The sequence below is a fragment of the Niveispirillum fermenti genome (assembly GCF_048066175.1).
In the GTDB taxonomy this organism is placed as follows: Bacteria; Pseudomonadota; Alphaproteobacteria; order Azospirillales; family Azospirillaceae; genus Niveispirillum; species Niveispirillum fermenti.
In genome coordinates, this window is the sequence record NZ_JBLTXA010000004.1 from 48,312 (window position 1) to 75,029 (window position 26,718).

The 26,718-nt window shown below is 68.0% G+C and carries 24 protein-coding genes; 6 read left to right on the forward strand and 18 right to left on the reverse strand.

Annotation, left to right across the window (positions count from 1 at the left end):
- The 4 genes from ACM9LZ_RS05350 to ACM9LZ_RS05365 all read left to right on the forward strand — a co-directional run bounded on the left by ACM9LZ_RS05350 (position 1) and on the right by ACM9LZ_RS05365 (position 2,875).
- Entirely contained in the window at positions 1 to 1,155 is a 1,155-nt protein-coding gene (locus tag ACM9LZ_RS05350; protein ID WP_416618315.1) for a YbfB/YjiJ family MFS transporter, read from the forward strand.
- A complete protein-coding gene (locus tag ACM9LZ_RS05355) occupies positions 1,152 to 1,754 on the forward strand; it encodes a glutathione S-transferase N-terminal domain-containing protein (protein WP_416618316.1) in 603 nt (200 codons plus the stop codon). The genes ACM9LZ_RS05350 and ACM9LZ_RS05355 overlap by 4 nt, the downstream gene beginning before the upstream one ends.
- Before the next feature lie 47 nt (positions 1,755 to 1,801).
- Positions 1,802 to 2,278 carry a DUF6265 family protein gene (locus ACM9LZ_RS05360; RefSeq protein ID WP_416618317.1) on the forward strand — a complete coding sequence of 159 codons (477 nt, stop codon included), beginning with the start codon at positions 1,802 to 1,804 and terminating at the stop codon, positions 2,276 to 2,278.
- A gap of 117 nt (positions 2,279 to 2,395) precedes the next feature.
- Positions 2,396 to 2,875: a DUF6265 family protein gene (locus ACM9LZ_RS05365; protein ID WP_416618318.1), complete on the forward strand. Its 480-nt coding sequence runs from the start codon at positions 2,396 to 2,398 to the stop codon at positions 2,873 to 2,875.
- A gap of 178 nt (positions 2,876 to 3,053) precedes the next feature.
- Here ACM9LZ_RS05365 and ACM9LZ_RS05370 read toward each other — a convergent pair whose 3' ends face one another.
- Positions 3,054 to 4,022 carry a lipid II:glycine glycyltransferase FemX gene (locus ACM9LZ_RS05370; protein WP_416618319.1) on the reverse strand — a complete coding sequence of 323 codons (969 nt, stop codon included), beginning with the start codon at positions 4,020 to 4,022 and terminating at the stop codon, positions 3,054 to 3,056.
- Between the two features lie 68 nt (positions 4,023 to 4,090).
- Here ACM9LZ_RS05370 and epmA point away from each other — a divergent pair, with 68 nt between their 5' ends.
- Positions 4,091 to 5,149, forward strand: a complete 1,059-nt coding sequence (epmA, locus tag ACM9LZ_RS05375; RefSeq protein ID WP_416618320.1) for an EF-P lysine aminoacylase EpmA — start codon at positions 4,091 to 4,093, stop codon at positions 5,147 to 5,149.
- 166 nt (positions 5,150 to 5,315) lie between these two features.
- On the opposite strand, the gene pal is transcribed toward epmA, so the two are convergent.
- Together pal and ACM9LZ_RS05385 are read right to left on the reverse strand one after the other, a co-directional pair.
- Positions 5,316 to 5,846 (reverse strand): peptidoglycan-associated lipoprotein Pal, encoded by a 531-nt coding sequence (gene pal / locus ACM9LZ_RS05380; protein WP_416618321.1) that lies wholly within the window; start codon positions 5,844 to 5,846, stop codon positions 5,316 to 5,318.
- Between the two features lie 226 nt (positions 5,847 to 6,072).
- On the reverse strand, positions 6,073 to 6,651 hold the full coding sequence (locus ACM9LZ_RS05385; RefSeq protein WP_416618322.1) for a YqgE/AlgH family protein: 579 nt from the start codon (positions 6,649 to 6,651) through the stop codon (positions 6,073 to 6,075).
- Positions 6,652 to 6,818: 167 nt separating this feature from the next.
- Between ACM9LZ_RS05385 and ACM9LZ_RS05390 the strand changes: the two genes are divergently transcribed.
- Positions 6,819 to 7,301: a peroxiredoxin gene (locus tag ACM9LZ_RS05390; RefSeq protein ID WP_416618323.1), complete on the forward strand. Its 483-nt coding sequence runs from the start codon at positions 6,819 to 6,821 to the stop codon at positions 7,299 to 7,301.
- Positions 7,302 to 7,333: 32 nt separating this feature from the next.
- Here ACM9LZ_RS05390 and recN read toward each other — a convergent pair whose 3' ends face one another.
- From recN to ACM9LZ_RS05465, 15 genes are all read right to left on the reverse strand, one after another.
- Positions 7,334 to 9,010, reverse strand: a complete 1,677-nt coding sequence (gene recN, locus ACM9LZ_RS05395) for a DNA repair protein RecN (RefSeq protein WP_416618324.1) — start codon at positions 9,008 to 9,010, stop codon at positions 7,334 to 7,336.
- 28 nt (positions 9,011 to 9,038) lie between these two features.
- A complete protein-coding gene (locus ACM9LZ_RS05400; protein WP_416618325.1) occupies positions 9,039 to 9,866 on the reverse strand; it encodes an outer membrane protein assembly factor BamD in 828 nt (275 codons plus the stop codon).
- Positions 9,867 to 10,091: 225 nt separating this feature from the next.
- Entirely contained in the window at positions 10,092 to 10,985 is an 894-nt protein-coding gene (gene lpxC / locus ACM9LZ_RS05405; protein ID WP_416618326.1) for a UDP-3-O-acyl-N-acetylglucosamine deacetylase, read from the reverse strand.
- Positions 10,986 to 11,372: 387 nt separating this feature from the next.
- A complete protein-coding gene (gene ftsZ / locus ACM9LZ_RS05410; protein ID WP_416618327.1) occupies positions 11,373 to 13,052 on the reverse strand; it encodes a cell division protein FtsZ in 1,680 nt (559 codons plus the stop codon).
- 120 nt (positions 13,053 to 13,172) lie between these two features.
- The gene (gene ftsA, locus ACM9LZ_RS05415) at positions 13,173 to 14,453 is read right to left on the reverse strand and encodes a cell division protein FtsA (protein WP_416618328.1); all 1,281 of its coding nucleotides are present in this window, start codon (positions 14,451 to 14,453) and stop codon (positions 13,173 to 13,175) included.
- 14 nt (positions 14,454 to 14,467) lie between these two features.
- Positions 14,468 to 15,379, reverse strand: coding sequence for a cell division protein FtsQ/DivIB (locus ACM9LZ_RS05420; protein WP_416618329.1), 912 nt, complete (start codon positions 15,377 to 15,379; stop codon positions 14,468 to 14,470).
- Positions 15,367 to 16,299, reverse strand: a complete 933-nt coding sequence (locus tag ACM9LZ_RS05425; RefSeq protein WP_416618330.1) for a D-alanine--D-alanine ligase — start codon at positions 16,297 to 16,299, stop codon at positions 15,367 to 15,369. Before ACM9LZ_RS05425 ends, ACM9LZ_RS05420 begins: the two co-directional genes overlap by 13 nt.
- Positions 16,300 to 16,538: 239 nt before the next feature.
- Positions 16,539 to 17,492 (reverse strand): UDP-N-acetylmuramate dehydrogenase, encoded by a 954-nt coding sequence (gene murB / locus ACM9LZ_RS05430; RefSeq protein WP_416618331.1) that lies wholly within the window; start codon positions 17,490 to 17,492, stop codon positions 16,539 to 16,541.
- Positions 17,492 to 18,922 (reverse strand): UDP-N-acetylmuramate--L-alanine ligase, encoded by a 1,431-nt coding sequence (murC, locus tag ACM9LZ_RS05435; RefSeq protein ID WP_416618548.1) that lies wholly within the window; start codon positions 18,920 to 18,922, stop codon positions 17,492 to 17,494. The genes murB and murC overlap by 1 nt, the downstream gene beginning before the upstream one ends.
- A 62-nt stretch (positions 18,923 to 18,984) precedes the next feature.
- Entirely contained in the window at positions 18,985 to 20,091 is a 1,107-nt protein-coding gene (gene murG, locus ACM9LZ_RS05440) for an undecaprenyldiphospho-muramoylpentapeptide beta-N-acetylglucosaminyltransferase (protein ID WP_416618332.1), read from the reverse strand.
- Positions 20,088 to 21,212 (reverse strand): FtsW/RodA/SpoVE family cell cycle protein, encoded by a 1,125-nt coding sequence (locus tag ACM9LZ_RS05445; protein WP_416618333.1) that lies wholly within the window; start codon positions 21,210 to 21,212, stop codon positions 20,088 to 20,090. Before ACM9LZ_RS05445 ends, murG begins: the two co-directional genes overlap by 4 nt.
- A 2-nt stretch (positions 21,213 to 21,214) precedes the next feature.
- Positions 21,215 to 22,615 (reverse strand): UDP-N-acetylmuramoyl-L-alanine--D-glutamate ligase, encoded by a 1,401-nt coding sequence (gene murD, locus ACM9LZ_RS05450; RefSeq protein WP_416618334.1) that lies wholly within the window; start codon positions 22,613 to 22,615, stop codon positions 21,215 to 21,217.
- A 7-nt stretch (positions 22,616 to 22,622) separates the two neighbouring features.
- The gene (gene mraY / locus ACM9LZ_RS05455) at positions 22,623 to 23,708 is read right to left on the reverse strand and encodes a phospho-N-acetylmuramoyl-pentapeptide-transferase (RefSeq protein ID WP_416618335.1); all 1,086 of its coding nucleotides are present in this window, start codon (positions 23,706 to 23,708) and stop codon (positions 22,623 to 22,625) included.
- Between the two features lies 1 nt (position 23,709).
- The gene (locus ACM9LZ_RS05460; RefSeq protein ID WP_416618336.1) at positions 23,710 to 25,173 is read right to left on the reverse strand and encodes a UDP-N-acetylmuramoylalanyl-D-glutamyl-2,6-diaminopimelate--D-alanyl-D-alanine ligase; all 1,464 of its coding nucleotides are present in this window, start codon (positions 25,171 to 25,173) and stop codon (positions 23,710 to 23,712) included.
- An 84-nt stretch (positions 25,174 to 25,257) separates the two neighbouring features.
- The gene (locus ACM9LZ_RS05465) at positions 25,258 to 26,706 is read right to left on the reverse strand and encodes a UDP-N-acetylmuramoyl-L-alanyl-D-glutamate--2,6-diaminopimelate ligase (protein WP_416618337.1); all 1,449 of its coding nucleotides are present in this window, start codon (positions 26,704 to 26,706) and stop codon (positions 25,258 to 25,260) included.
- Between the last annotated feature and the right edge of the window lie 12 nt (positions 26,707 to 26,718).

The following is a 26,718-nucleotide window of genomic DNA, read 5'->3' on the forward strand; positions in this document are numbered from 1 at the left end:
ATGGCGGGACCGTGGAGGCTGGCCCTGGCGGGACTGGCGGGGACGTTGCTGGGCGTCGGTCTGGGGCGTTTCGCCTATACCCCGCTGCTGCCGGCGCTGGTGGGCGAGGGGTGGGTGGATGCCACCGGCGGCGCCCTGCTGGGGGCAGCCAACCTGACCGGCTATCTGCTGGGTGCCGTCACGGCGGCGCGGCTGGGCCGGGCCTGGGGGGCGGTGCCCGTGCTGCGGGCCGCCATGCTGGCGGTCGCCCTGTCGCTGCTGGCCTGCGCCTGGGATGGCGGCATGGCGTGGCTGGGATTCTGGCGTCTGGTGGCCGGGGTTGCGGGTGCCGTGCTGATGATCCTGGCTGCACCGGCGCTGATGGCATATGTGCCGGCCGGTGACCGGCCGCTGGTGGCCGGCATCGTCTTTTCCGGTCTGGGTGTCGGCGTGATGATCAGCGGCACGCTGCTGCCCTGGCTGGCGGGGTTCGGTGTCGCCACCGCCTGGGCCGGGCTGGGGCTCCTTTCGCTGCTGGTCACGGCCCTGGCCTGGCGGCGCTGGCCCACCGGGGCACCTGCCCCGGCGGCGGCGATGGCCGCGCCGCGATCCTCCTGGCCGCTCTGGCTGTTCATGGCGGCCTATGCCACCGACGGCATGGGGTTCGTGCCGCACACGCTGTTCCTGTCGGACTATGTGGCCCGCGGTCTGGGCCAGGGCGTGGCGGCCGGCGGCGCCTACTGGTTCGTCTTCGGCCTGGGGGCCCTGGCGGGACCGCTGCTGGTATCGCGGCTGGCCGGGATCATCGGCTTTCCCCGCGCGCTGACCCTGGCGCTGGGCGTCAAGGCCCTGGCCGTGGCCCTGCCGCTGCTATCCTCCACCCTGCTGCCGCTGGGCCTGTCGGCCTTCCTGGTCGGGGCATTGACGCCCGGCTGTGTGGCCCTGGCCTCGGGCGTTGCCGGCCTGCTGGCCGGACCGGCGGGCCATACGGCGGCCTGGGGGCGGATGACGGCCCTGTTCGCCGCGATGCAGGCGGGTGGCGGCTATGCCCTGTCCGCCCTGTTCGCGGCGACGGGCCTGCATGCGCCGTTGTTCCTGGCCGGTGCCATCGTGCTGGCGCTGGGCATGCTGGCCGGCCTGTCCGGCCTCTGGCTGATGAAAAGGATGCCGCCATGAAGCTGTATGTCGCCCGCACCTCTCCCTATGCCCGCAAAATCCAGGTGCTGATCCATGAAAAGGATGCGGCCGGCCTGGTTCAGGTGCTGCCCGTGGACCCCTGGACCGATCCGGCCGCCCTGCACGCGGCCGTGCCGGCGGGCAAGGTGCCGGCCCTGGTCACCGGGGATGGCTGGAGCCTGGGTGAAAGCTGGGCCATCGCCGATTACCTGGATGCGGTGCTGCCGGGCCGCCGCCTGCTGCCGGCTGAGGGGGCGGGGCGCTGGCGCGGGCTGCGCCTGTCCGCCCTGGCCCAGGGGATGACGGATGCCGCCTTCGCCGCCGTCATTGAAGGGCGCCGGCCGGAAGGGGAGCGGTCTCCCGGCTGGGTGGCCCGACAGATGGCCGCCATCACCCGCAGCCTGCCCGCGCTGGAGGCCGCCGTGCCCGACCTGCGGGCCGACGGGTTCGGCCTGGGGGGATTGTCGGTCGCCGTGGCATTGGACTATCTGGATTTCCGGCATGCCGGGCTGGACTGGCGCGGGGATTGTCCGGCGCTGGCCGTCTGGTTCGCGCAGAATATCGGCCGGTCCTCGCTATGCGCGACGGACCCGCGCTGATCGTCTATCCTGCAGGCGCTGCGAAAGACGTATGGAAGGCAAAAGGCATGGTCCGCCGTTTCGTGGCCGCTCTGGCCTTGCTGGCCCTGTCCCTGCCGGTTCAGGGCGGGGCGGGTGCGGATATTGAGACGCTGTCCTGGCTGTCGGGCCAATGGCTGCGCGTGGATGGCGACAAGCGGTGGGAAGAGCATTACATGCGCCCGGCCGGCGGGGTTATCGTGGGTATGAGCCGTAGCGTGCGGCCCGGCCGGCCGCCCTCGGTGGAGTTCATCCGCATCGCCCCGGGCGCGGACGGGCGTCTGACCTATCACGCCCATCCGCTGGGCCAGGCGCCGGCTGGCTTCCCCCTGGTGGAGCAGGGGCCGGGACTGGCCGTGTTCGCCAACCCGGCCCATGACTTCCCGCAAAGGATCACTTACCGCCTGATGGGGGATGAACTGACTGCCACGATCGAGGGGCCGGACGGTGATGCCGGCATGCGGCGGGCAAGCTGGACATGGCGCCGGGCCGGTCCCGCGCCCTGACCGGGCCGGCCCGCCATTCGCGGTACGGCATTTACGTCAATTTCGGTTCCGGCCGGAGACGGAGGGGAAATTAAGGCGTAGGCTCGATCCAACAATACCAAACGGAGGAGCCGCACCATGTCTCGCCTGTTTGCCGTCTTGTTGCTTGCCCTGTGCGTGGCCGCACCCGCCCAGGCCCGTGGCGAAGATCCGCTGAAATCGCTTTCCTGGCTGTCGGGCCAATGGATCGGCCGCGACGGGGTTGCCCGGGCCGAGGAACATTTCATGAAGCCTGCCGGCGGTGTCATGCTGGGCATGCGGCGCAGCCTGTCGACCAGCCGCCCGGCCGATACCGAGTTCATCCGCATCGTCGCGGAACCCGATGGGCGCATCGTCTATTATGCGCAACCGCTGGGCAATCCGCACATCGTCGGTTTCACGCTGGTGGAGTCGGGGGACAACATGGTCGTGTTCGCCAACCCCGACCATCATTATCCCCAGCGGATCGTCTATAACCGCTATGGCCGCAATGTGGTCGCGGCGATGGAGGGGCCGGACGGCAAGGGCGGCGTGCGCCGCTATCGCTGGACCTGGCGGCTGGCTGGCGACGCGCCATAAAACCGGCTTGCGATAAGTGTAACGCATCGCAAGCCGGTACGGTGGCGACGGCCACAGCACCGCTCGCGCGGCGTAGCCAAGCCAACGAATGTTGGCGCCGGCGATCGAGGGCGGTGATCAGAACCAGTAGGTTCTGATCACCGCAAAATAGCATAAGGGGCCGGCTTCACGCGGTGTCTCACCGCCAGGCCCCGATCAGTTCCACCTCTTCCCCGCCCAGCCCGCGCTTGAAGGCGGTGACGCCGGGTGCGGTGTCGGGCAGCAGGCCACCCAGGTCGAACCAGTGCCGGCCCTGGTCCCGCAGTTCCTGCACGGCCCGCCAGAGCAGCAGGTTATGCGCCCGCGTCTGCCGGCCCAGCGCATCGCTCCACCCGATCTGGTAGGTGGCGGCCCGGCCATGGCCCAGCACGAGGATGCCAGCGACGGGCACTCCGTCCTTCAGTGCGCGGATCAGCAGGATGTCGCCATCCTTGTACATGCCCGTTCGCATGCGGATGACCAGCTTCGCCGATGGCCCGTGATAGCCCTTGGCCGCCTTGTCGGCCTGATATTGTTCCAGCAGCCAGGGCAGTTGCTGGCGGCCGTCGCGATCGACCTCCACCACCAGCCCGGCGCGCGCGGCCTGATTCAGGGCATTGCGCCATTTCTGGGCCAGTCCGGCGCGCAATTCGGCCTCCGTCCGCCGCAGGTCCAGCCATATGGTACGGTAGCCGGGGGCGCGGTCGCGGCGGAAGCCGGCCCAGCGCATCATGGCCGCTCCTTCGTCCCCCGCGGGCCATTCCGGCACCACGGCGGTCCAGTTCAGCGGCCCGCTGGGATATTCCTGGCGGATATGCTTCATCACCATGGCGAAGACGGCGGGCCGGCGCGCTTCCGGCCTTAGCAGGGGCCCCCGGTGCAGCCGTGCGATGCGCACCAGCCGGAACAGCCGGCGTTCGCTCATCACCACCAGCCCGATGGCACGGTCCTCCAACTCGATGATGCCCAGCCGGGGGCGCCAGCCTTCCACCGTCAGCATGGCCTGATTGTAGCCGAAGGCCTGCGTCAGGCTGCTTTGTCCGCATTCGGCCAGCAGTCCCGCCCATTCCGACAGGCGGCCCACGTCCCAGACGATGCGGAGGTTGGGCGGGCTTTCGGGCTGGGTCATCGCGCGGGTTGCAAGTTGCGGCGGGGAAGGCGAGAGTGCCCGTCTTCCCGTCCCCCTGTCGAGAGATCATGCGTCAGGCCCCCCCGACCCCGCCCTGGTGGCATCCCGACCATTTCCATAAACGGCGCCCGCATCTGGCGGTGCGCCAGACGGTGATGCGATGCCTGCGCCGCTGGTTCGAGGATGAGGGCTTCGACGAGGTGGAGACGCCGGCCCTGCAGGTCTCACCGGGGCTGGAGGTGCATCTGATGGCCTTCGCCACCGAACTGGTGGGGCCGCATCCCGACGATCGCCGCCGGCTTTACCTGCACACCAGCCCTGAATTCACCATGAAGAAGCTGTTGGCGGCGGGGGTGCCGAAGCTGTTCCAGCTCTCCCATGTCTATCGCAATGGCGAGCGGTCGGGCACGCACCATCCGGAATTCGCCATGCTGGAATGGTACAGGGCCGGTGCCGGCTATCGCGACCTGATGGCAGATTGCATCGCCCTGGTGCGGGCGGCCTGCACGGCGGCGGGGCGGGATCTGCTGCGCTTCCGGGGGACCCGGTGCGATCCGTTTGCCGAATGGCGCGTGCTGAGCGTTCAGGATGCCTTTCTGCACTATGCCGGGATCGACCTGCTGGCCACGGCACCCGATCCGCTGCACCCGGATCGTGACCGGCTGGCAGCCGAGGTGAAGCGGATCGGCATCCGGGTGGCCGACACCGATACGTGGGAGGATCTGTTCTTTCGGGTCAGCCTGGACCGGGTCGAACCGCATCTGGGCATGGATGTGCCCACCTTCCTTTGCGACTATCCGGTTTCAATGGCAGCCCTGGCCCGGCCCAAACCGGATGATCCCCGCGTGGCCGAACGGTTCGAGCTTTATGGCTGCGGCGTCGAACTGGCCAATGCGTTCGGGGAATTGACCGATCCCGTGTTGCAGCGGGCCCGGTTCGAGGCGGACATGGCCGAGAAGGAAAGGCTTTACGGGGAACGATACCCCATCGATTCGGAGTTCCTGGCCGCCCTGGCTTTGATGCCGGACAGCGCCGGCATCGCCCTGGGGTTCGACCGGCTGGCCATGATCATTGCGGGAGCCGACAGCATCGATGATGTGCTGTGGGCCCCCGTGGCGCCGGCATGAAAAGGGGACGGCCGCCACGGCGCTGATGCGCCGTGAAGCCAAACCGCGGATGCGGTGCCGGCGTTTGAGAAACTGAAAGGCGAGAGCGTGTTTCCGCTGAGCGGAAATACGCTCCAGGCCCGGTGATCGGCGGCGATCACCGGGACACGGTCTTGGACCCTGCCGGTCAGTTCACGACACTGACGGCGCGGCGGTTCTGCTGCCAGACATCGGCGGTGGAGCCGACGACGGCGGGGCGTTCCTTGCCGAAGCTGATGGTTTCCAGCCTGTTGGCGTCGATGCCGGCCGCAATCAGATAGCGGCGGACCGAATCGGCACGGCGCTGGCCCAGGGCCAGATTATATTCGCGCGTGCCGCGCTCGTCGCAATGACCCTCGATTGTCAGGGTCACGGCCGGGTAGGTGCGCATCCACTGTGCCTGCTGGTCCAGGGTCGATGCCGCCTCGGGCGACACTTCATGCTGGTCACTGCCGAAGAAGATGCGGTCGCCGATCTGCGCCAGTTGCTGCTGCGGTGACAGGTTGGAAAGGTCGGAACGATCGACCCCGCCGGCCCCCGCCGTGGTGCCGGTGTCGGCGCCTGGAAACGGGGTGGTATAGCCGCCGCCGCTGGTCGCGGCCTGTTCACGGTCGCTGACGGAGCTGCAGGCCGCCAGCAGCATCGTCGGCGCCAGCAGCAGAAGGTTGAAGCGTTTCATGGCTGATCTCTCATTCCCAGAAGTTTTCTGCCGGCCGGGCCGACGTCCCCACATCATCCAAGCGCGCGATTGCGGCGGCACTTGGACCAAAGCCGGGCCTGTCTTGGGCATGGCCAATGACACGGAACCACGAACCGGGAAACGCGCATCCGTCCCCGGCCGCAAGCACCGGCCGCAAGGGCACGCGCGCACCATGGCATGGATGGCCGATGCGAAGGGGGGCTGATCAGGCGTGGCCGATATCCGCGGACAGCATGGACAGGCTGATGCCCAGCCCGGCCAGGGCCCGTTCCCATTTCCGGTCCAGATCGGCGTCGAACAGGATGGACCGGTCGGCAGGGGCATGCAGCCAGCCATTCGCCTGCATTTCCTGATCCAACTGTCCCGGCCCCCAGCCGGCATAGCCGAGCGCCAGGATGGCCTGTTCCGGTCCCTGGCCCTCCGCCACGGCGCGCAGGATTTCCACGGTCGCCGTCAGCATGACACCGTCGCTGACGGGCATGCTGCCCTCGCGGTTGTAATCATCGCTGTGCAGGACGAAGCCCCGCCCCGATTCGACAGGGCCGCCGAAATGCACCCGCAATTCCCGGGCGGGTTCGGTCACGTCGATATCCAACTGATGGAGAAGTTGCGTGAAGCCGATGCCGTCGAACAGCTTGTTGACCACCAGCCCCATGGCCCCGTCGGCATTGTGCGCACAGATGTAGATCACGGATTTCTCGAACCGCGGGTCGGGCATCTGCGGCATCGCGATCAGCAATTGCCCGGTCAGGGAGGTGAGTGACTTCTTGTCGGACTGCGGCATGGGCTTTCGGCATGGCTGTCGGATCAGGTGTGACTGATCATAGCAGCCGGGTGCGGCCGGGGCATGGCGGAATTTGGGCACGCGCCGTTTTCCTTGTCCGCGCCACGGCGCTGGCCTAGAAACGGTGCCATAGTTCCATCCACTTCCCCCGATCGGAGGATAACCAGATGAGCGTTAAGGTTGGCGACCGCATTCCGTCGGTCACCCTGAAGCACCTGACCGAGTCCGGCATGCAGGAGGTCAGCACCGATGATCTCTTCAAGGGCAAGAAGGTCGTGCTGTTCTCCGTTCCCGGCGCCTTCACCCCGACCTGCTCTGCCAAGCACCTGCCGGGCTTCGTGGAAAATGCAGAGGCCTTCAAGGCCAAGGGCGTGGAAGATATCGTCTGCCTGGCCGTGAACGACCCGTTCGTCATGCAGGCCTGGGGCAAGGCCAACAATGTGACCGGCAAGGTCACGATGCTGCCCGATGGCAATGGGTCCCTGACCAAGGCGCTGGGGCTGGAAATGGATGGCACGGCCTATAATCTCGGTCATCGCGGCCAGCGCTTCGCCCTGGTGGCCGAAGATGGGGTGATCACCAAGCTGGAAGTTGAGAAGCCGGGGGCGTTCGAGGTGTCCAGCGCCGAATATGTGCTGAAGGGCCTGTAAACCCGGCCCGCCTGCTGGCCGGCCCCGGGGGTTCAGCCCTGTCCGGCCAGAAGGCTTTCCGCCGCTGCGCGTGCGGCCGGCGTGATTTCCGCGCCGGCCAGCATGCGGGCCACCTCCTCCAGCCGTTCGGCAGGGGAAAGGGGCACGACCTCGGTCGCCGTGCGGCCGGCCGTCACCTTCTTGCGTACATTCCAGTGATGGGCACCGCGGGCCGCCACCTGGGGGCTGTGCGTGACGACCAGCACCTGCAGGTCGTGCCGTCCCAGCCGGGCCAGCCGCTCGCCGATGGCGTCCGCCACGGCCCCGCCCACGCCGGTATCCACCTCGTCAAACACCAGGGTCGGCACGGTGCCCACCTGGGCCAGCACCACCTTCAGCGCAAGCATGAAGCGGGCCAGTTCGCCGCCCGATGCGATCTTGGCCAGCGGGCCCGGCGGTGTGCCGGGATTTGTGGCCACCTGGAAGGCGATGTCGTCGATGCCCGCCGCACTCCATCCTTCCTCGCCCACCGGTTCCACCTTGGTGGCGAAGCGGGCCTTTTCCAGGCGCAGCGGCTTCAACTCCGCCGCGACGGCCTGATCCAGCTTCGACGCGGCCCGGGCCCGTGCCGCCGACAGGGTGCGGGCCGCCTCCAGATAGGTCGCCTTGGCGGATGCGGCCTGGTCGGCCAGTTTCTGCAAAAGGTCGCCCTGGTCTTCGATCAGGTTCAGCTTGGCGGCCATGCTGGCCCGCAGGGCGACCAGACCGTCCACGTCCGTGCCATGCTTGCGGGCCGCAGCCCGCAGTGCGAACAGCCTTTCCTCGATCTTGTCCAGATTGCCGCCGTCGCTGTCCATGTCGGCGGCGAAACCCTGCAGGGCGCGCGATGCCTCCCCCACCTCGTCGGCGGCCTGGTCCAGCACGGCGATCACGGCATCCAGCTTGCCGCCCGCCTTGTCGGCAATGCGCGACAGGGTGCGCAGGGCACCGGCCAGGGCCCGTTCGGCCCCGCGCTCGCCCGACAGTTCGGTGGAAGCCTGGGTGATGCTTTCGATCAGCTTCTCGCGATGCTGAAGGACGACGCGCTGTTCGGCCAGGCCCTTCTCCTCGCCTTCTTCCGGGGAAAGCTGGTCCAGCTCCTCCACCGCATGGCGGAGATATTCCTCCTCCGCGCGGGCGCGGGCCGCGTCCTCGGCGGCGGTCAGGCGGGCCTGTTCCACCTGCCGCCAGGCGCGCCAGGCGGCGGCGACCTTCTGTCCCTGCGTCGAAAGCTGGGCGTAATCATCCAGCAGGTCACGGTGGGTGCGCGGGTCCAGCAGGCCATGGGTATCGAACTGCCCATGCACCTCGACCAGCGTCTCCCCCAGGCGGCGCAGCAGCGTGACACCCACGGGCTGATCATTGACGAAACAGCGCGACCGTCCGTCGGCCGTCAGCGTGCGGCGGATGACCAGCGTGTCCTCCACCTCCAGTTCCTGCTCACGCAGGATGGTAAAGGCGGGATGGTCGCGGCGGGCACCCAGGTCGAACTCGGCGGTGACGCCGGCCTGTTCGCTGCCATGGCGGACAAGCGAACTGTCGCCGCGTGCGCCCAGCGCAAGCCCCAGCGCATCCAGAAGGATCGACTTGCCGGCCCCCGTCTCCCCCGTCAGCACGCAAAGCCCGGACTGGAACGCCAGCGTCAGGCGTTCGATCAGGACGACGTCGCGGATCGAGAGGGTGACGAGCATGCCGGCGCCTGACGCGAGGGAAGGGGGATCACAGAACCCAGTCGATGGCCCGCTGGAACAGGGACGGCCGCTCGCCCCGCTCGGCGCGGTTCATCAGGGCATAGGTATATTGATACCAGACGGTGCCGGGGTAGTTGTGCCCCAGCAGTGCTGCGTTCACCTGCGCCTCTTCCCGGATGCCCAGTGCCAGATAGGCCTCCACCAGCCGGTGCAGCGCTTCCGGCACATGGCTGGTGCCCTGGAATTCGTCCACGACGCGGCGGAAGCGCTTGATGGCGCCCATATACTCGCCAGTGTTGAGATAGAAGCGGCCCACTTCCATGTCCTTGCCGGCCAGATGATCATTTGTCAGGTCGATCTTCAGGCGGGCATCCCGGGCATAGGGGCTGGCCGGGAAGCGGCGGACCACCTCCTGCAGGTTCTGCAGGGCCTCATAGGTCGTGCTCTGGTCGCGGCGCACGTCGGAAATGCGTTCATAATTGCACAGGGCCTTCAGATAGAAGGCATAGGCCGCGTTACGGTTGCCCGGATGCAGGGCGATGAACCGGTCCAGCGTCGTGATGGCATCATCATAGCGCACCGCCTGGTAATGGGCGTAGGCCGACATCAACTGCGCCCGCACGGCCCACTGGCTGTAGGGGTGCTGGCGCTCCACCTCGTCGAACAGCAGGGCTGCCTTGGTGAAGTTGCGGTTGTCGATGGCGTTGGCGGCCTCGGTGTAGATCTGTTCCACGGGCCGCTCGACATAGGGCAACTCCTCCTTCTGGCCGGAACAGGCCGCAAGAAGCAGGAAGGCCGCCGGCGCGAGAACGCGGGCAACGGAACGAAGGCGGAGCGGACGGTCGGTGCGAAGCATCGGCAGGAACAACCAGGCAGCAGCTAGAACGCGGGATGCCTTATAGCACGCACGGGACGGCGTGCGCCAAGCGGCAAACGTCGTGTCCGGGTGCGCAATGGCGCTTTTCGTGGAAGCTAGGGGCCAATCCTGGCCGAACCATGGCAGCCCGGATGCGCAAAGAAAAAGAGGTGCGGCCCCGTGCGGACCGCACCTCCCCCTCTTGCATATGCATTGCAACTGCCATCAGGCCACGGCGGCGCGGTCTTCCCAGACCGGCGCGTCTTCCAGGCGCCAGGCCTGCTCGTCGGCGAACATGGCGCGCAGCAGGGCATTGTTCATGGCATGGCCCGGCCGCGTACCCTGGAAATGCCCCAGAATCTGATGGCCGGCCAGATACAGGTCGCCCACGGCGTCCAGGATCTTGTGGCGGATGAACTCATCGGCATGGCGCAGCCCGCCGGGGTTCAGCACGCGGTCACCCTCGATCACGATGGCATTGTCCAGCGACCCGCCCAGCCCCAGGCCGGCCTTGCGCATGGCCTCGACCTCGTGCGCGAAGCCGAAGGTGCGGCAATCGGCCACTTCCGCCTTGAAGGCGCCATCGGTCAGCCGCAGGAAACCTTCCTGCCGGCGGATCAGGGCCGTGTTGTCATAGATGATCTCGGCCCGGAAGGTGGAAACCGGCGACGGGCTCAGGCTGACGATCTTGTCGCCATCCTGCACCCGCACATCCTTCAGCACGCGGATCAGCCGGCGCGGCTGGTCCTGCACCTTGATGCCGGCGCATTCGATCAGGAAAATGAACGGGGCGGAGCTGCCATCCATGATGGGCAGTTCGGGGCCGCTCACCTCGACCACGGCATTGTCGATGCCGCAGCCGCGCAGGGCGGCCATCAGATGTTCCACCGTGCCGATCTGGGTGCCCTGCGCATTGGTCAGCAGGGTGCAGAGCCGCGTATCGGTCACCAGATCCCAACGGGCCGGGATGACGGCGCGGTCACGCGGCACGTCGGTACGGATGAAGACGATGCCATGGTCGGCCGGAGCCGGCCGAAGGGCCAGATGGACACGCCGCCCGGAATGAAGGCCGGTGCCGGCGCAATGGATGTTCGAATTCAGCGTCTGTTGCCAGGACATGGGCTTGTCCCTTTCTCACTTCGTCAGTATGCGCCCCCTGACACGGAACAACAAGGCCACCAGACCCGTGCGGGTTGCAACGTTATCCCACCTACGTTGCAATGCGGTGCCGATGTCATCTCCGCAGACTGACAATGCCAGCATCCCTGTCCAGGCTCAAATCACTCTTTATTACCAAATGTTACGAAACACATGCCGCAAGCCTCTGATTTGACGTCACAATTTTGTCCAAATTGGTGAACGGAAAATGAAGAAGGGGCCGGTCCCCGCCGGGCCGGCCCCTCTGTTGCAACGCGACAAGCACTTGATATTGAACAAAGTTCACAGGCCTTTCGGCCGGTGGGGCGGGCCGCCAGACACCATCTCCACCCGGCCGGGCGGGGCAGGTCAGTTGGCCTGCCGGCGCAGGAAGGCCGGGATGTCCAGCATTTCATCCTCGCTCTGTGCGGCCTTCGGGCGCGGTGCGGGATCGGCCTGCACGGCGGACTGCTGCGGCGCAGTCGGGGCCGGCCGCGGCGCCTGGGCGGCGAATTGCGGCGCGGCGGGGACAGGTGCCGGCTGGCGCGGTGCGGGTGCCGGGTTGCTGCCACCACCGAAAAGCTTGGCGAACAGGCCGCGCTTCTCCGTCTGCGGCGGCACGAATCGCTCGGCCGGTGCGGTATGGGCGGCGCGCGGCGCGCCCTCGGCCGGACGCGGCGGAATGAAGGCATCCTCGCGGCGGGCGGCGGCCGGCGGGACCGGTGCCGTGGGCCGCATGTCCATGGGCCGCAGTTCCTGGTGCGGATGGGACGGTGCAACCGCCATCTCAGCAACGGGCTGCTCGGCGCCCGGTGCCTCCACCGGGGCGGCTGCCTGCATCGGTGCCGGTGCCGGGGCGCCCGGCATCGGGGCCGGCTGCATCGGTGCGAAGGCGGCGGCCGGCGTACCGGGGATCGGGGCCGGCTGCAGCGCCGGGCGGGTCGGGATGTTGTGGGCCGGGCTGCTGACGGCGGCGGCCGGTGCCTGCTGCGCGGGGGCGGGAACCGGGCCGGGGCCGACGCGGCGACCGGAAACGACCTGAAGCTGCGGTTGCCCCACGGGCGGGCGCTGCTGCACGGCGTTGTCGATGCCGGTGGCCACGACGGAAACCCGCATCTTGCCCGACATGCTCTCATCGAAGGTGGAACCGAAGATGATGTTGGCCTCGGGATCGACCTCGTCGCGGATGCGGTTGGCGGCCTCGTCCACCTCGAACAGCGTCATGTCATGACCGCCCGTGATGTTGATCAGTACGCCGCGCGCCCCCTTCATGCTGATATCGTCCAGCAGAGGGTTGTTGATGGCGGCTTCGGCGGCATCAATGGCGCGGCGGTCGCTGTCGGACTCGCCCGTGCCCATCATGGCCTTGCCCATCTCGCTCATCACGGTGCGGATGTCGGCGAAGTCCAGGTTGATCAGACCGGGCATGACCATCAGGTCGGTCACGCCGCGCACGCCGGCATGCAGCACGTCGTCGGCCATCTTGAAGGCGTCGGCAAATGTCGTCTTCTCGTTGGCGATGCGGAACAGGTTCTGGTTGGGGATGATCAGCAGCGTATCGACATACTGTGCCAGCTCGGTGATCCCGGCTTCTGCCGTGCGCATGCGGTGCGCGCCTTCGAAATTGAAGGGCTTGGTCACCACGCCCACGGTCAGGATGCCCTGCTCACGCGCGGCGCGCGCGATAACGGGGGCCGCACCCGTGCCGGTGCCGCCGCCCATGCCGGCCGTGATGAAGCACATGTTGGTGCCCGTCAGGTGGCCCAGGATCTCCTCAAGCTGTTCTTCCGCCGCGGCGCGACCCACGTCGGGGCGGGAACCCGCACCCAGGCCGCGGGTGATGGTGGAGCCCAACTGCACCCGCTTGGCCGCCAGGTTGCCCTGCAAGGCCTGTGCGTCGGTGTTGGCGACGACGAACTCCACCCCTTCCAGGGCGGAACGGATCATGTTGTTGACGGCATTGCCGCCGGCACCACCGACACCGAAGACGGTGATGCGGGGCTTGGTCTGCACTTCGACGCTGGGGATGGTGATCTTGATGCTGCTCATCGCGGTGGACTCCTCTGGCGGGGGAGGGAAATTCAGGAACAAGGGCGGCGGAAGATTGGGGGGACTGGGCTGTCGGCTGCCGTCAGGGGCGGGCGCTGGCCACGGGCTGCGGTCTTCGGATCATAGGTTCTCCCGCAGCCAGCCGTTGAACCGGCCCCACCAGCCCGCCTGCTTTTCGGCAAGCGGGGCCAGGACCGGCAATTCATGGTGCTGCTGCATGGCATAGGCCAGCAGACCGGCGGCGGAGGCGAAGGCGGGACCGGACACGTTGGTGGCCAGGCCCCCGATGCGCAGCGGCCGGCCCAGCCGGACCTGCTTGTCCAGCACATTGGCGGCCAGTTCGCGCACGCCCGACAATTGGCTGGCCCCGCCGGTCAGCACGACGCGGCGGCCGGCGGCCTTGGCGAAGCCGGAGCTTTCCAGCCGGCCGTGGACCAGTTCGAAAATCTCCTCCATGCGCGGCTGGATGATGCCGACCAGCAGGGATTTGGGCACGTGGTTGGCCTGGCCGCGCTCCTCCTCGCCCACCTGGGGGACGTCGATCATCTCCCGCTCGTCAGACACGGCGGAGACGGCGCTGCCATAAAGGGTCTTCAGCCGTTCGGCCTGGGCCACGGGCGTGGTCAGGCCGCGGGCGATATCATTGGTGACATGCACCCCGCCCAGCGGGATGCTGTCGCACCAGACCATCTTGCCATCGTTGAACACGGCCATGCTGGTCGTGCCGCCGCCCATGTCGATGACGGTGACGCCCAGTTCCATCTCGTCTTCCACCAGGCAGGACAGCCCGGCGGCATAGGGGCTCATCACGAAGCCCTCCACCCCCAGATGGCAGCGGCCGACGCAGGTGGACAGGTTGCGCACGGGCCCGGCGGCGGCCGTCACCACATTCATGCGCACGCCCAGCCGCTCGCCCACCATGCCGCGGGGGTCGCGGATGCCCTTGGCCCCGTCGATGGCATAGCCGACGGGAATGGAATGGATCAATTCCGCGTCGGGCGACACGTCCAGCTTGCGCGCCTCGGCCAGGGCGCGGCGCACGTCGGTGTCGCCGATCTCCGAACCGGCAACGGCCGCCTCGGCCACCAGCGTCTGGCTTTCGGGCTGGCCGCCCGACAGGCTGACGAGTACTTCGCGGATCTGCTCGCCGGCCATGGTCTCCGCGGCATGCACCGTCGTTCCGATCGCGGTTTCAGCCGCGTCCATATCCACGATGCCGCCCGACCGCACGCCGCGGCTGACCTGATGGCCGATGCCGATGACGCGGATATTGCCCGGATCGTCGACCTTGGCGATGAAGCAGACGATCTTGGCCGAGCCGACATCCAGGGCGGCGATGGTGCCGCCGCGGACGGGCTTGCGCGATTTGGGACGGGGGGTGAGGGCGCCGGGAAAGGCCATGTTCTCGAGCTTCCTCAGGTTCGCTGTTTCTTTTCGGGGGGCTTGCGGCGCGCATCGGCCGCCGTGGCCGATGTCTGCACGGCCAGCCGGTCCGGGATACGCAGATCGATGGCGACGACGTCGCGGTCCAGGATGCCGTTGGTCTGCTGCACCATGGCAAGCTGGTTCAGCGCCTGGGCCATGTCATGCTCGGGCAGGCGGACATCGATGCCGTTCTTCAGCCGCAGGTCCCAGCGGCGGTTGGCAACCAGCACCGCGGCCTCCACCCGCGACCCCACGCTTGGTTCCCTGGCCAGCACGCGCAGCAGGCCGGGGCCGTGGCGCGGCGCCTCGGGCCCGACCAGCAGCGGCAGGTTGGGCCAGCGCGACAGGTCATTGTCGGTCAGCACGACGCCGTCGGCGTCGATCAGCCGCATCTGCCGGTCCTCCTGCCACAACGCCATGGGCTCGCGCTCCACGATGGTGATGGCGATCGTGTCGGGCAGGCGGCGTTCCACCCGCGCATGACGGACCCAGGGGATCTGTTCGAGCGCTTCACGCGCGGCATGCGGGTCGAAGGCCAGGATGGGGGCGCCCCGCCGCACTTCCAGCGCCGCCAGCAGGTCGGCTGACGCGGTGCGGTCGCGGCCCGTGACCAGCACCTCCTGCACCGACAGGCCGGCATCCACGCTGGCCGTCATGAACCGGTCCGTCACCATGGCGCCGGCCATGGGCAGGAAGCCGGAACCCCAGCCCCAGAAGCCGGCGGCCGCCAGCACCAGCACGGGCGCCATGCGGCGGCCGATCTTCATGGCCGGCCCGGCCCAGCGGGGCAGGGCGCGGCGACGGTTGGCCTCCTGCGTGGCGCGCAGGGTGGCGCGCTTCGACTTTTCGGCGAAGCGGACACGGGGATTGTCTGTGGCGTGACTGCTGGCTATGCGTGGCATCGGGCGTGCTCCACAATCCAGGCGCAAAGGTCGGCGTAGCTGATGCCCAGGGCGGCCGCCTGCTCGGGCAGCAGCGAGGTCGGCGTGAAACCGGGCTGGGTATTTGTCTCCAGGAAGCACAGGCCGGTGGCGCCCGGCAGGCTGTCATCCCAGCGGAAATCGGTGCGCGATACGCCGGAACAACCCAGCGTCTGATGGGCCAGCAGGGCCAGACGCATGGCCTCCCCCGCCACAGGCTCGGGGATCTGCGCCGGGCAGACATGGACCGACCCGCCATCGGCATATTTGGCCGTGTAGTCGTAGAAGGCCTGGGCGGGCACGATCTCGGTCACCGTCAGGGCGCGGTCACCGACCACGCCCACGGTCAATTCACGGCCGGGAACGAACTTCTCCACCAGCACGCGCCGGCCATAGACCCAGCTATCCTCCTCCAGCACCGTGAAATTGTCGCTCTCGCGCACGATGCGCACGCCGACACTGGACCCTTCGTCCACAGGCTTCACGACATAGGGCGGGGCCATGACATGGCCGGCCAGCACCTGTTCCTTCGTGGCGATCACCCCCTCGGCCACGGGCATGCCCACCGTGGACAGAAGGCGCTTCGTCATGGCCTTGTCCATGGCGACGGCCGATGCCAGGACGCCGGAATGGGTGTAGGGGATGCCCAGATATTCCAGCACGCCCTGGATCAGCCCATCTTCCCCGCCCTTGCCGTGCAGGGCGTTGAAGATGACATCGGGGCGCGGCGTCAGGGCGGCGACCAGCCCTTCCAGGTCGCGTTGCACATCGACGGCGGTGACGGTGTAGCCCTTGCTCTCCAGCGCCTCTGCGATGCGCGCGCCGCTGACCAGCGACACTTCCCGCTCGGCAGACCAGCCGCCCAGCAGAACGGCCACATGCTTCGAACGGTTCCCATCCATCACGCCAGACTCCCCCTCGGCTGCCGCGCGGCCACGCGCCAGCCCCCCTGCCGGCCTGCCCGGCACCTTCTGCGGTAACGCAAGATTTGGTGTGGGCCGACCCCGGCCATCCCACAAGATTCGGTGTAAGGGAGGCGATTCACCCCCGCAAGCGGCAAAATCACCGCCTTTTGAAAAAGCGACTCGGGACCCGGCAATCTGTTGCAGCGCGGACTCACATTTGAAATCGGGGGTGATGTTCATGACGCCTCCCCATTCGAACGGGGTAAGCCGATGCGGCGGATTTCCCAGCGCAGGTCGATGCCGCTGGCCGCCTTCACGCGCCGCCGCACCTCTTCCCCCAGCGATTCGATGTCGTGGGCCGTGGCGTCGCCCAGGTTCAGCAGGAAGTTGCAATGTTTTTCGCTGATCTGCGCCCCGCCGATGGTCAGGCCGCGGCAGCCGGCAGCGTCGATCAACTGCCAGGCCTTGTGCCCGTCGGGATTGGCGAAGGTGGACCCGCCGGTACGGGCGCGCACAGGCTGGCTGTCGGCGCGGGCCTGCTGGATGGCGTCGATACGTTCCTTGATGGCGGCGGGATCGCCCGGCCGGCCGCGAAACCGGGCACGGGTGAAGATCACATCCTCTGAAACGCTGCAATGGCGATAGGTCAGGCCCAGTTCCCCACCATTCCATGTGCGGCGGTTCCCCTGGCGGTCGATGCCGTCGGCCGCCACGATCACATCCACCGTTTCCCCACCATAGGCGCCGCCATTCATGCGCACGGCCCCGCCGATGGTGCCGGGAATGCCGGACAGGAATTCCAGCCCGGTCAGGCCGGCCTGCTGCGCCGTCAAGGCCACGTTGAGGTCCAGTGCGCCGGCTCCCGCCGTGATGACATCCCCCGTCACCGCGATGTCGGCGAAGGGACCGCCCAGGCGGATGACCACGCCCGGCACGCCCCCATCGCGGACCAGCAGGTTGCTGGCCACGCCGATCACGGTCACCGGCACGTCGGTGGGGCAATGGGCCAGGAAATGGGCCAGATCATCCTCGTCCGCGGGACGGAACAGCGCCTCGGCATGGCCACCGACCCGGAACCAGGTCAGGGGGCCCAGCGGGGCATCCGCGGCCAGCCGGCCGCGCAGGTCCGGTGCGGCGGCCCGCAACCGTTCGACCAGCGCCTTTCCGTCCAGTATCCGCGGCGGTGTCATCAATCGTCCCTTCCGGCCTTTTCCAGGCCGTGCAGCTTGTCCAACTCCGCCGGCAGGGCGTTGGCCCATTGGGTGATGGTGCCGGCACCCAGGCACACGACCATGTCGCCCGGCCGCGCGATCTCGCGGATCAGGCTGGGCAGGGCCGCCGGGCTGGCCAGCGGCATGACGTTGCGGTGGCCGCGCACGCGCAGCCCCTCGACCAGATCGTCGCGGCCGGCCCCTTCGATCGGCTGTTCCCCTGCGGCATAGATGTCGGCCACGACGACGGCGTCGGCATCGTTGAAGCAGGTGCAGAAATCCCCGAACAGGCTTTGCAGCCGGGAATAGCGGTGCGGCTGCACGACGGCGATGGTCCGGCCCTTGCCGGCCATGCGCGCGGCCTTCAGCACGGCGGCGATTTCCACCGGATGGTGGCCGTAATCGTCAATGACGGTGACGCCGTTGCTTTCGCCCGTCTTCGTGAAGCGACGCTTCACGCCGGAGAACCTGGCGAAGGACTGGCGGATGGCCTCGTCGCTGATGCCCAGATTGATGGCCACGGCAATGGCGGCCAGCGAGTTCTGGACATTATGGTCGCCATACATGGGCAGTTGCAGGCCCGTCACGGTCCGCGGCGTGTCCGTCGCCCGGTCGGACAGTTCCACATCGTAATAGCTGCCCGACGCATCGGTGCGCACATTCACCGCCCGCACATCGGCCTGCGGGCTGAAACCATAGGTGACCACGCGCCGGTCGACGCGGCCCAGCATGGCCTGCACCTCCGGATGGTCGATGCACAGGGCCGCGAAACCATAGAAGGGGATGTTCTCCACGAACCGGTCGAAGGCCTTCCGCTCCTCCTCGAACGTTACGTAATGGTCCAGATGCTCCGGATCCATGTTGGTCACGATGCCAATGGTGGAGGGCAGCTTGGTGAAGGTGCCGTCGCTTTCGTCTGCCTCCACGACCATCCAGTCGCCGCTGCCCAGCTTGGCATTGGTGCCCAGCGAGTTGATAATGCCGCCATTGATGATGGTGGGGTCCAGGCCGCCGCCTTCCAGCAGGGCCGCGACCATGCTGGTGGTGGTGGTCTTGCCATGCGTGCCGGCCACGGCGATGGACCATTTCAGGCGCATCAACTCGGCCAGCATCTCTGCCCGGCGGACCACGGGGATCATGCCGGCTCGGGCGGCCACCACCTCGGGATTGTCCTTCTTCACGGCAGACGAGATGACCAGCACATCGGCATCGCCCAGGTTCTCTGCCCGGTGCCCGATCTCCACCCTGATGCCCAGCTTGCGCAGGCGCTGGACATTGTAATTGTCCGACATGTCGCTGCCCTGCACGGCATAGCCCAGATTGTGCAGCACCTCGGCGATGCCCGACATGCCGATGCCGCCGATGCCGACGAAATGCAGGGTTCCGATGTTCAGCGGCAAGGCCCGCATGGGGTCAAACTCCAAGGCGACGGGGGAGGTGGTGCGAAGGGCGGGGGGCGGGACGGGCGGGGTCATGGCACGCCCCCCCGCAGCAGGCCTTCCACGGCATCGGCCAGCCGATCGGCGGCGTCCGGGATGGCCCAGGCCGCCGCGGCCTTGGCGGCCTGGGTCAACTGGCCGGGCGCCGTCAGGAAGCTGTTCAATCGTTCCGCTACCGCAACGGGGGTGAAATCCTGCTGGGCCATCAGCCAGGCGCCCCCAACCTCCACCAGCGACCAGGCGTTTGCCGTCTGGTGGTCGTCCATGGCGTGTTGATAGGGAACCAGCAGGGACGGCCGGCCGACGACCGACAATTCAGCCACTGTTCCGGCACCGGAACGACCGATCATCATGTGGCACCCGGCCAGCCGGGCCGGCATGTCCTTGAAGAAGGTGGCCAGTTCCGCCTCCACGCCCATCTGGGCATAGGCGGTGCGGGCCTCCTCGATATTCTCGGCCCGTGCCTGCTGCACGATCTTCAGCCGGTAGCGGGCATCCTCGCCCAGCATCTCCACCGCGCGGGGCAGCACCTCGCCGAAGATGCTGGCGCCCTGGCTGCCGCCGGTGACCAGCAGGTTGAAGGCACAGCCGGGAATGGGGGACGGATAGGGTGCGTCGCGCAGGGCCAGGATGGCCGGGCGGACGGGATTGCCCGTCCGGATGATGCGGCGTCCGTCCAGGCGGTCCAGCCCGGCCACCTGCGGGAAGCTGGTGCAGATCAGCCGGGCCTTGCCGGCCAGCAGCCGGTTGGCGCGGCCCAGCACGGCATTCTGTTCGTGCAGCAGGGTGGGAACACCCGATGTCTGGGCCGCGAAGACGGTGGGCACGGAGGGATAACCGCCGAACCCGACGACCAGCCCCGGCCGGATGCGCTGCAGCAGCGACCGGGCCTGGGCCGTGCCCATGACCAGTTCGCTGGCCATGCGCAGCTTGCCCAGGATGCCGGGTGCCGTGGTTGCGGCACGGATGCGCTCGACCTGCACGTCGGGCAGGCTGTCGCCGAAGGCCTTGCCGCGCTTGTCGGTGACCAGGATGACACGATGCCCGCGCACCATCAGTGCGCGGGCCAGGGCCTCTGCCGGGAACATGTGGCCGCCGGTGCCGCCGGCCGCCAGGATGACGGGACGGTCGCCGGTCACAGGCTTTCTCCCGGTCCGAAGCGTTTGCGCGTCAGGGCCAGCAGCATGCCCATGCCGATTCCCAGCGCGATCAGCGACGATCCGCCATAGGAGATGAAGGGCAGTGTCATGCCCTTGGTCGGCATCAGATGCAGGGCCGATCCCATATTGATCAGAGCCTGCAGGCCGAACTGCATGGTCAGACCGCTGGCTGCCAGCATGACGAACAGGCTCTGGTCGTTGGAGGCGCGGCTGAGGCTGCGCAGCACGACGAAGCCGAACAGGCAGATGATGATGGCGCAGACCACCATCCCCAGTTCCTCGCCGGCCACGGAGAAGATGAAGTCGGCATGGGCATCGGGGATCGTCATCTTCACCTGGCCCTGTCCGGGGCCTGTACCCCAGATACCCCCCCGCTCGAACGCCTGCATGGATTTTGCGACCTGGAAATTGTCGCCCGTGGACGGGTCCAGGAAACGGTCGATGCGGCTTTGCACGTGCGGGAACAGGAAATAGGCGCTGACCAGACCCGTCACGCCCAGCACCACCAGCGAGGCAACGAACACGATGGGCAGGCCGGCCAGGAAGAACTGGCCGAAAAAGACGCAGGTGACGACGAAGGTCTGGCCCAGGTCGGGCTGGCTCATCAGCAGGATGACGATCAGCGCATAAAGGCCGGCCGCCACGGGAATGCCGGGCACATTTTCCTGATTGCGGTGCAGGGCGAACAGCCAGGCCGCCACCACCGCGAAGGCAGGCTTCAGGAATTCCGACGGCTGCACCGACAGGCCGGGAAGCTGGAGCCAGCGCGTGGCGCCCTTGATCTCCATGCCGACGAACAGGGTCATCAGCACCCCGAACAGGGCGGCCAGGAACATGATCACGGCCAGCCGCCGCACCCCGCGCGGTGACAACAGCGACACGGCCACCACCAGCGCCAGGGACGGCAGCAGGATCATCAGGTGGCGTTCGATGAAATGGAAGGTGGTCAGGCCGATGCGGTTGGCCACGGCCGGGCTGGCAGCCTGGATCAGGACGACGCCGATCACCGCGATCAACATCACGGCGGCCATGGTCCAGCGGTCGACCGTCCACCACCAGCGGCCCAGGATCGAATGATCTGTACGGGAAAAGGACACCATGATCAGACGATCTCCCCGCTGGACAGCCGCCGGACCGCGGCGGCGAAATCATCGCCGCGGACCTCGAAATTCGGATACTGGTCGAAACTGGCGCAGGCCGGGGACAGCAGGACGACGGCGCCCGTTTGCCCATCCGTCCGCGCCTGCCGGAAGGCCGCCTTCACGGCGTCCTCCATCACGCCGCAGCGCGTATGGGCCACGCCGCGTGCCGACAGCCAGCCGGCAAAGGCGTCGCTGGCCTCCCCGATCAGAAAGGCATGGGCCACGGCGGGCATGAACGGGTCCAGCCCGTCCAGGCCGGTATCCTTGGCCCTGCCGCCCAGGATCCAGTAGATGGGCTGGTAGCAGGCCAGGGCCTTCGCCGCCGCGTCGGCGTTGGTGGCCTTGCTGTCGTTGATGAAGCGGATGCCGCCGATGTCGGCCACCCTGCTTTGCCGGTGGGCAAGGCCGGGGAAGGTGCGCAGACCGTCCAGGATGTCGGCATGGTTGATGCCCACCGCCCGCGCCAGGGCATAGGCGGCGGCGGCGTTCTGCCAGTTGTGGCGGCCGGGCAGGGCCGGCAGGGTGCGCAGATCCGTGACGGTATGATGTTGGCCGCCGCGATCATCGATCAGGATGCCGTTCTGCACGCCGATGCCGCCGGCGACCGGAGCCTCCGCGCTGATGCGGATCAGCTTGCCGGGGAAGCCGCCGGCCTCCAGCGCGTCGGCCAGACGGGCGCTGTGCGGGTCGTCCACCCCGATCACGGCCACCTGTGTGCCTGTGGCCGACCCCCGCTGGAAGATGCGCTTCTTGGCGGCGATATAGCCGTCCATGCCGCCATGCCGGTCCAGATGGTCGGGCGTGATGTTCAGCAGCACGGCCGCGTCGAAGCCCAGCGACGGGGTCAGCTCAAGCTGGTAGCTGGACATTTCCAGCACATAGAAGCCGTCCGCGCCCAGCGGATCGAAGGACAGCGCCGGGATGCCCAGGTTGCCGCCGACCTGCGTCGGCCGGCCCGTTCCGGCGATGATGTGGGCGGTCAGGGCCGTGGTGGTGGATTTGCCGTTGGTGCCGGTGATCCCGACATAGGTCGCCTGTGGCTGGGCCTGGCGCAGCAGTTCGATATCGCTGATCAGGGGCAGGCCGGCCGCCCGCGCGCGCGCGGCCACCGGGTTGGGGGCCGGGAAGGTATGCGGGATGCCGGGCGACAGGACCACGGCCGTCACGCCGGAAAGATCGGCCGTGTGCAGGTCGGTCAGGGCGATGCCGGCTTCGGTCGCCGCCTGGCGCCCGGCAGCGCCATCGTCCCAGGCCAGCACGTCCGCGCCGGCGGCCGCCAGCGCACGCGCGGCCGTCAGGCCAGAGCGTGCCAGGCCCATCACCGCGATCTTCCGTCCCTTCAGGTGCCCCAGATCGATCATCGCCCCCTCACCGCAGCTTCAGGGTGGACAGGCCGATCAGCGCCAGGATGACGGCGATGATCCAGAAGCGGATCACGACCGTCGGTTCCGACCAGCCCTTCTTTTCAAAGTGATGATGGATGGGCGCCATGCGGAACACGCGGCGTCCCGTCAGCTTGAACGATGCCACTTGGATCATCACCGACAGGGTCTCCAGCACGAACAGGCCGCCGATGATGGCCAGCACCAGTTCATGCTTGGTGATGACGGAGATGGCGCCCAGCGCGCCGCCGACCGACAGCGAGCCGGTATCGCCCATGAACACCATGGCCGGCGGGGCGTTGAACCACAGGAAGCCCAGCCCCGCCCCCACCAGCGCGCCGCAGAACACGGCCAGTTCGCCCGTGCCCGGCACATGGTGGATGCCCAGGTAGTTGGAGAAGATGGCGTTGCCCGACAGATAGGCGATCAGGCCGAAGCAGGCGGCGGCGATCATGATCGGCACGGTGGCCAGCCCGTCCAGCCCGTCGGTCAGGTTCACGGCATGCGACGAGCCGATGATCACGACGATGGCGAACGGCACATAGAACCAGCCCAGATTGATCAGCAGATCCTTGAAGAAGGGCAGCGCCAGCCCTGTTCCCATCTCCCACGGGGTCACGGCCAGATACCAGGCCGTGGCCACCGCGGCGACCACCAGCGTGGCAATGAGCTTCAGCCGCGACGACAGGCCCTTGGTGTTGCGCTTGGTCAGTTTCAGGTAATCGTCGCCGAACCCGACCAGACCGAACCCGACCGTGACCAGCAGCACGATCCAGGTATAGGTGTTGGTCAGGTCCACCCACAGCAGGGTGGAGATGATCAGGGCGATCATGATCATCAGGCCGCCCATGGTGGGCGTGCCCTTCTTCTTCAGGTGCGTCTCCGGCCCGTCGGTGCGGATGGGCTGCCCCTCGCCCTGCTTGGATTTCAGCCAGCGGATGACGCGGGGGCCGATGACGAAGCTGATCACCAGCGCCGTCATGATGGCGCCGCCCGTCCGGAACGTGATGTACCGGAAAAGGTTGAATATCTGGAACTCATCCGCCAGGGGATAGAGCAGGTTGTACAGCATCTCAGTCTCTCGGTTGCCCCGCCTGTCCGGCGGTGTTCCCTTGCGGGTTATTGTCCTGTCGGCCGTGGTCCATCGCCTTCAGCGCCTCCACGACCAGCGCCATGCGGCTGCCGGCCGATCCCTTCACCATCACGGCGTCGCCGGCCCGGATGGCGGCGGTCACCAGCGGTGCCAGGGTGGTGCTGTCGGGCGCATGCGCGCCGCGCTTTTCGGCCGGCAATGCGTCGAACAGATGGCGCATGTTGGGGCCACAGCAGAAGACCAGATCGGTGCCCGCCGAGACGACGGGTTCAACCAGCCCGACGTGCAGCGCGGGGGCATGGTCGCCCAGTTCGCGCATGTCGCCCAGCACGGCGATGCGCCGGCCGCCGGGGCCGGGCATGGCTTGGCCCAGCACGCCGGCAGAGGCCGCGACCGACACGGGACTGGCATTGTAGCTTTCATCGATCAGCGTGAAACGGCCGCCGGGCACATCGATCGACCGGCGCTGCCCGCGCCCCTTGATGGGCGCCAGGCCCGCCAGGGACCGGGCCGCAACGGCCACGTCGCCGCCGGCCGCCCTGACCGCCAGCAGCACTGCCAGGGAATTGACGGCATGGTGCAGGCCCGGCAGGGGCAGGGTGTAGGTGACCTCCACCCCGTCGATCCGGGCGCTGGCCACCCCATGGTCGGCATGCGGCGCATAGGACAGCAGCCGCCCGTCGGCCCCTTCCGCCATGCCGAAGGACAATACCCGGGTCAGCCCCTGGGTCCGGGCGGCGGCCAGCAGCCGGGCGTAATGCGGGTTGTCCCGCGGCAGGATGGCCGTGCCGGCCGGGTCCATGCCCTCGAATATCTCCGCCTTGGCGTCGGCGATATGTTCGACGCTGGCGAAGAACTCGATATGGACGGCCTCCACCGTCGTGATGATGGCGATGTCGGGCCGCACCATGCGCGACAGAGGGCCGATCTCCCCGGCATGGTTCATGCCCAGCTCGAAGACGCCGAAAAGGCTGCCGGCGGGGAAGCGGGCCAGCGACAGGGGAACCCCCCAGTGGTTGTTCAGCGAACCGGCCGTGGCGAAGGTGGCGCCCTGGCTTTCCAGGGCGACCTTCAGCGCCTCCTTCGTGCCGGTCTTGCCGACCGAGCCGGTGACGGCCAGCACCTTGCCCGTGGCGCGCACCCGGCCCATGCGGCCCAGATCCTGCAACGCCACCATCGTGTCATCCACCTTGATCAGGCGGGCATCATGTTCGAAGCCGGCGGGAATGTCGGCCACGACGGCGCCGGCCGCGCCCTGGGCCAGTGCCTGCCCGACGAAGGCATGGCCATCGAAATGGGGGCCCTTCAGCGGGATGAACAGGTCGCCCGGCATGATGGTGCGGCTGTCGATGGACACACCCGTGACCGTCCAGGCGGCATCGCCCGCCGTCCGGCCGTTGCAGGCCGCCGCCACTTCCGATCCTGTCCACAGGATGTCCGACATCCGTACCGCTCCACTCCAATAATAATGCCGGTCTTTGACCGGTACCGATCAAGGACCCTCCTCAAACGCCGGTCGCCGGACCGGTCACCGGTCCGCCACAACCTGGCGGGCCACCGTGGCATCGTCGAAGGGACGGACCTCCGTTCCCACGATCTGTCCCTGTTCATGCCCCTTGCCGGCGATGACCAGCACGTCGCCGGCGCCAAGGTCGCCGATGGCCGCCGCAATGGCGCGGGCACGGTCATCCACCTCAAGCGCGCCGGAGCAGGCCGCCATGATTTCCGACCGGATCGTGGCAGGCACTTCGCTGCGCGGGTTGTCATCGGTGACGATGACCCGGTCCGCCAGGCGGGCCGCGATGGCCCCCATCATGGGCCGCTTGCCCTTGTCGCGGTCGCCGCCGCAACCGAACACGACGGCCAGTTGCCCCTGCGTATGCGGGCGCGCCGCGCGCAGCACCGTTTCCAGCCCGTCCGGCGTGTGCGCGTAATCCACATAGACCGCCGCGCCGTTCTTCAGGGTTGCAACCATCTCAAGCCGGCCGCGCACGCCGGCCAGCATTGCAAGCTGGTCTGCCGCGCGGTCGGCATCCTCGCCCGTGCCGATGGCCAGACCCAGGGCGCACAGCGCGTTCCAGACCTGGAACCGGCCCACCAGCGGCATCTCCACCGTCCGGCGCCGGCCGAACAGCTCCAGTTCCAGCCGCTGGCCGTGGGGCAGGGGGGCGACATCAATGATGCGCAATTCGCGGCCGGCCGCGCCAAAGCCGATCACGGTCTGCTTGCGGGCGTGCGCCGCGGCGGCGATCTGGTCGAATTCCGGGATGTCGGCATTGATGACGGCCGTCATGCCCTTGGGCATCACGCGGTCGAACAGCATCAGTTTGGCCTTCAGATAGGCCTCCATGGTGCCGTGATAATCCAGATGGTCGCGCGTCAGGTTCGTGAAGCCCGCTGCCGAGACCAACACCCCGTCCAGGCGGAACTGGTCCAGCCCGTGGCTGGAAGCCTCCAGCGCCAGATGCGTCACCCCGGCCCGGGCCACGTCGGCCAGCGTCGCGTGCAGGGCCACCGGGTCCGGCGTGGTCAGGCTGTCGGTCTGTGGGAAGCCGGGCGCGACCAGCCCCAGCGTGCCCATGGCCCCGGCCTTGCGCCCCAGCCCGGCCCAAATCTGCCGGGTGAACTGCGCCGTGCTGGTCTTGCCGTTGGTCCCCGTGACGGCGGCGATCCGCTCCGGCTGGCTGCCATGGAAGGACGCGGCCAGCAGCGCCAGACGGCGGCGGGGATTGGCATCCTCGATCAGGGTCACATGGTCCGCGCCGGGCGGCAGCACGGTGCCCTTGGGCGCCAGGATGGCGACGGCACCCGCAGCCACGGCCTGCGGAATGAAGTCACGCCCATCACGCAGCGTGCCCGGCAACGCGGCGAACAGCGTTCCGGGCACGACCTTGCGGCTGTCCGCCGTCAGGTTGGTGATGGGAGGGTCGCGTTCCAGCGCCAGCGCCGATACCGCCAATTCCGTCCGTGATGCCATGATCTCCGACAA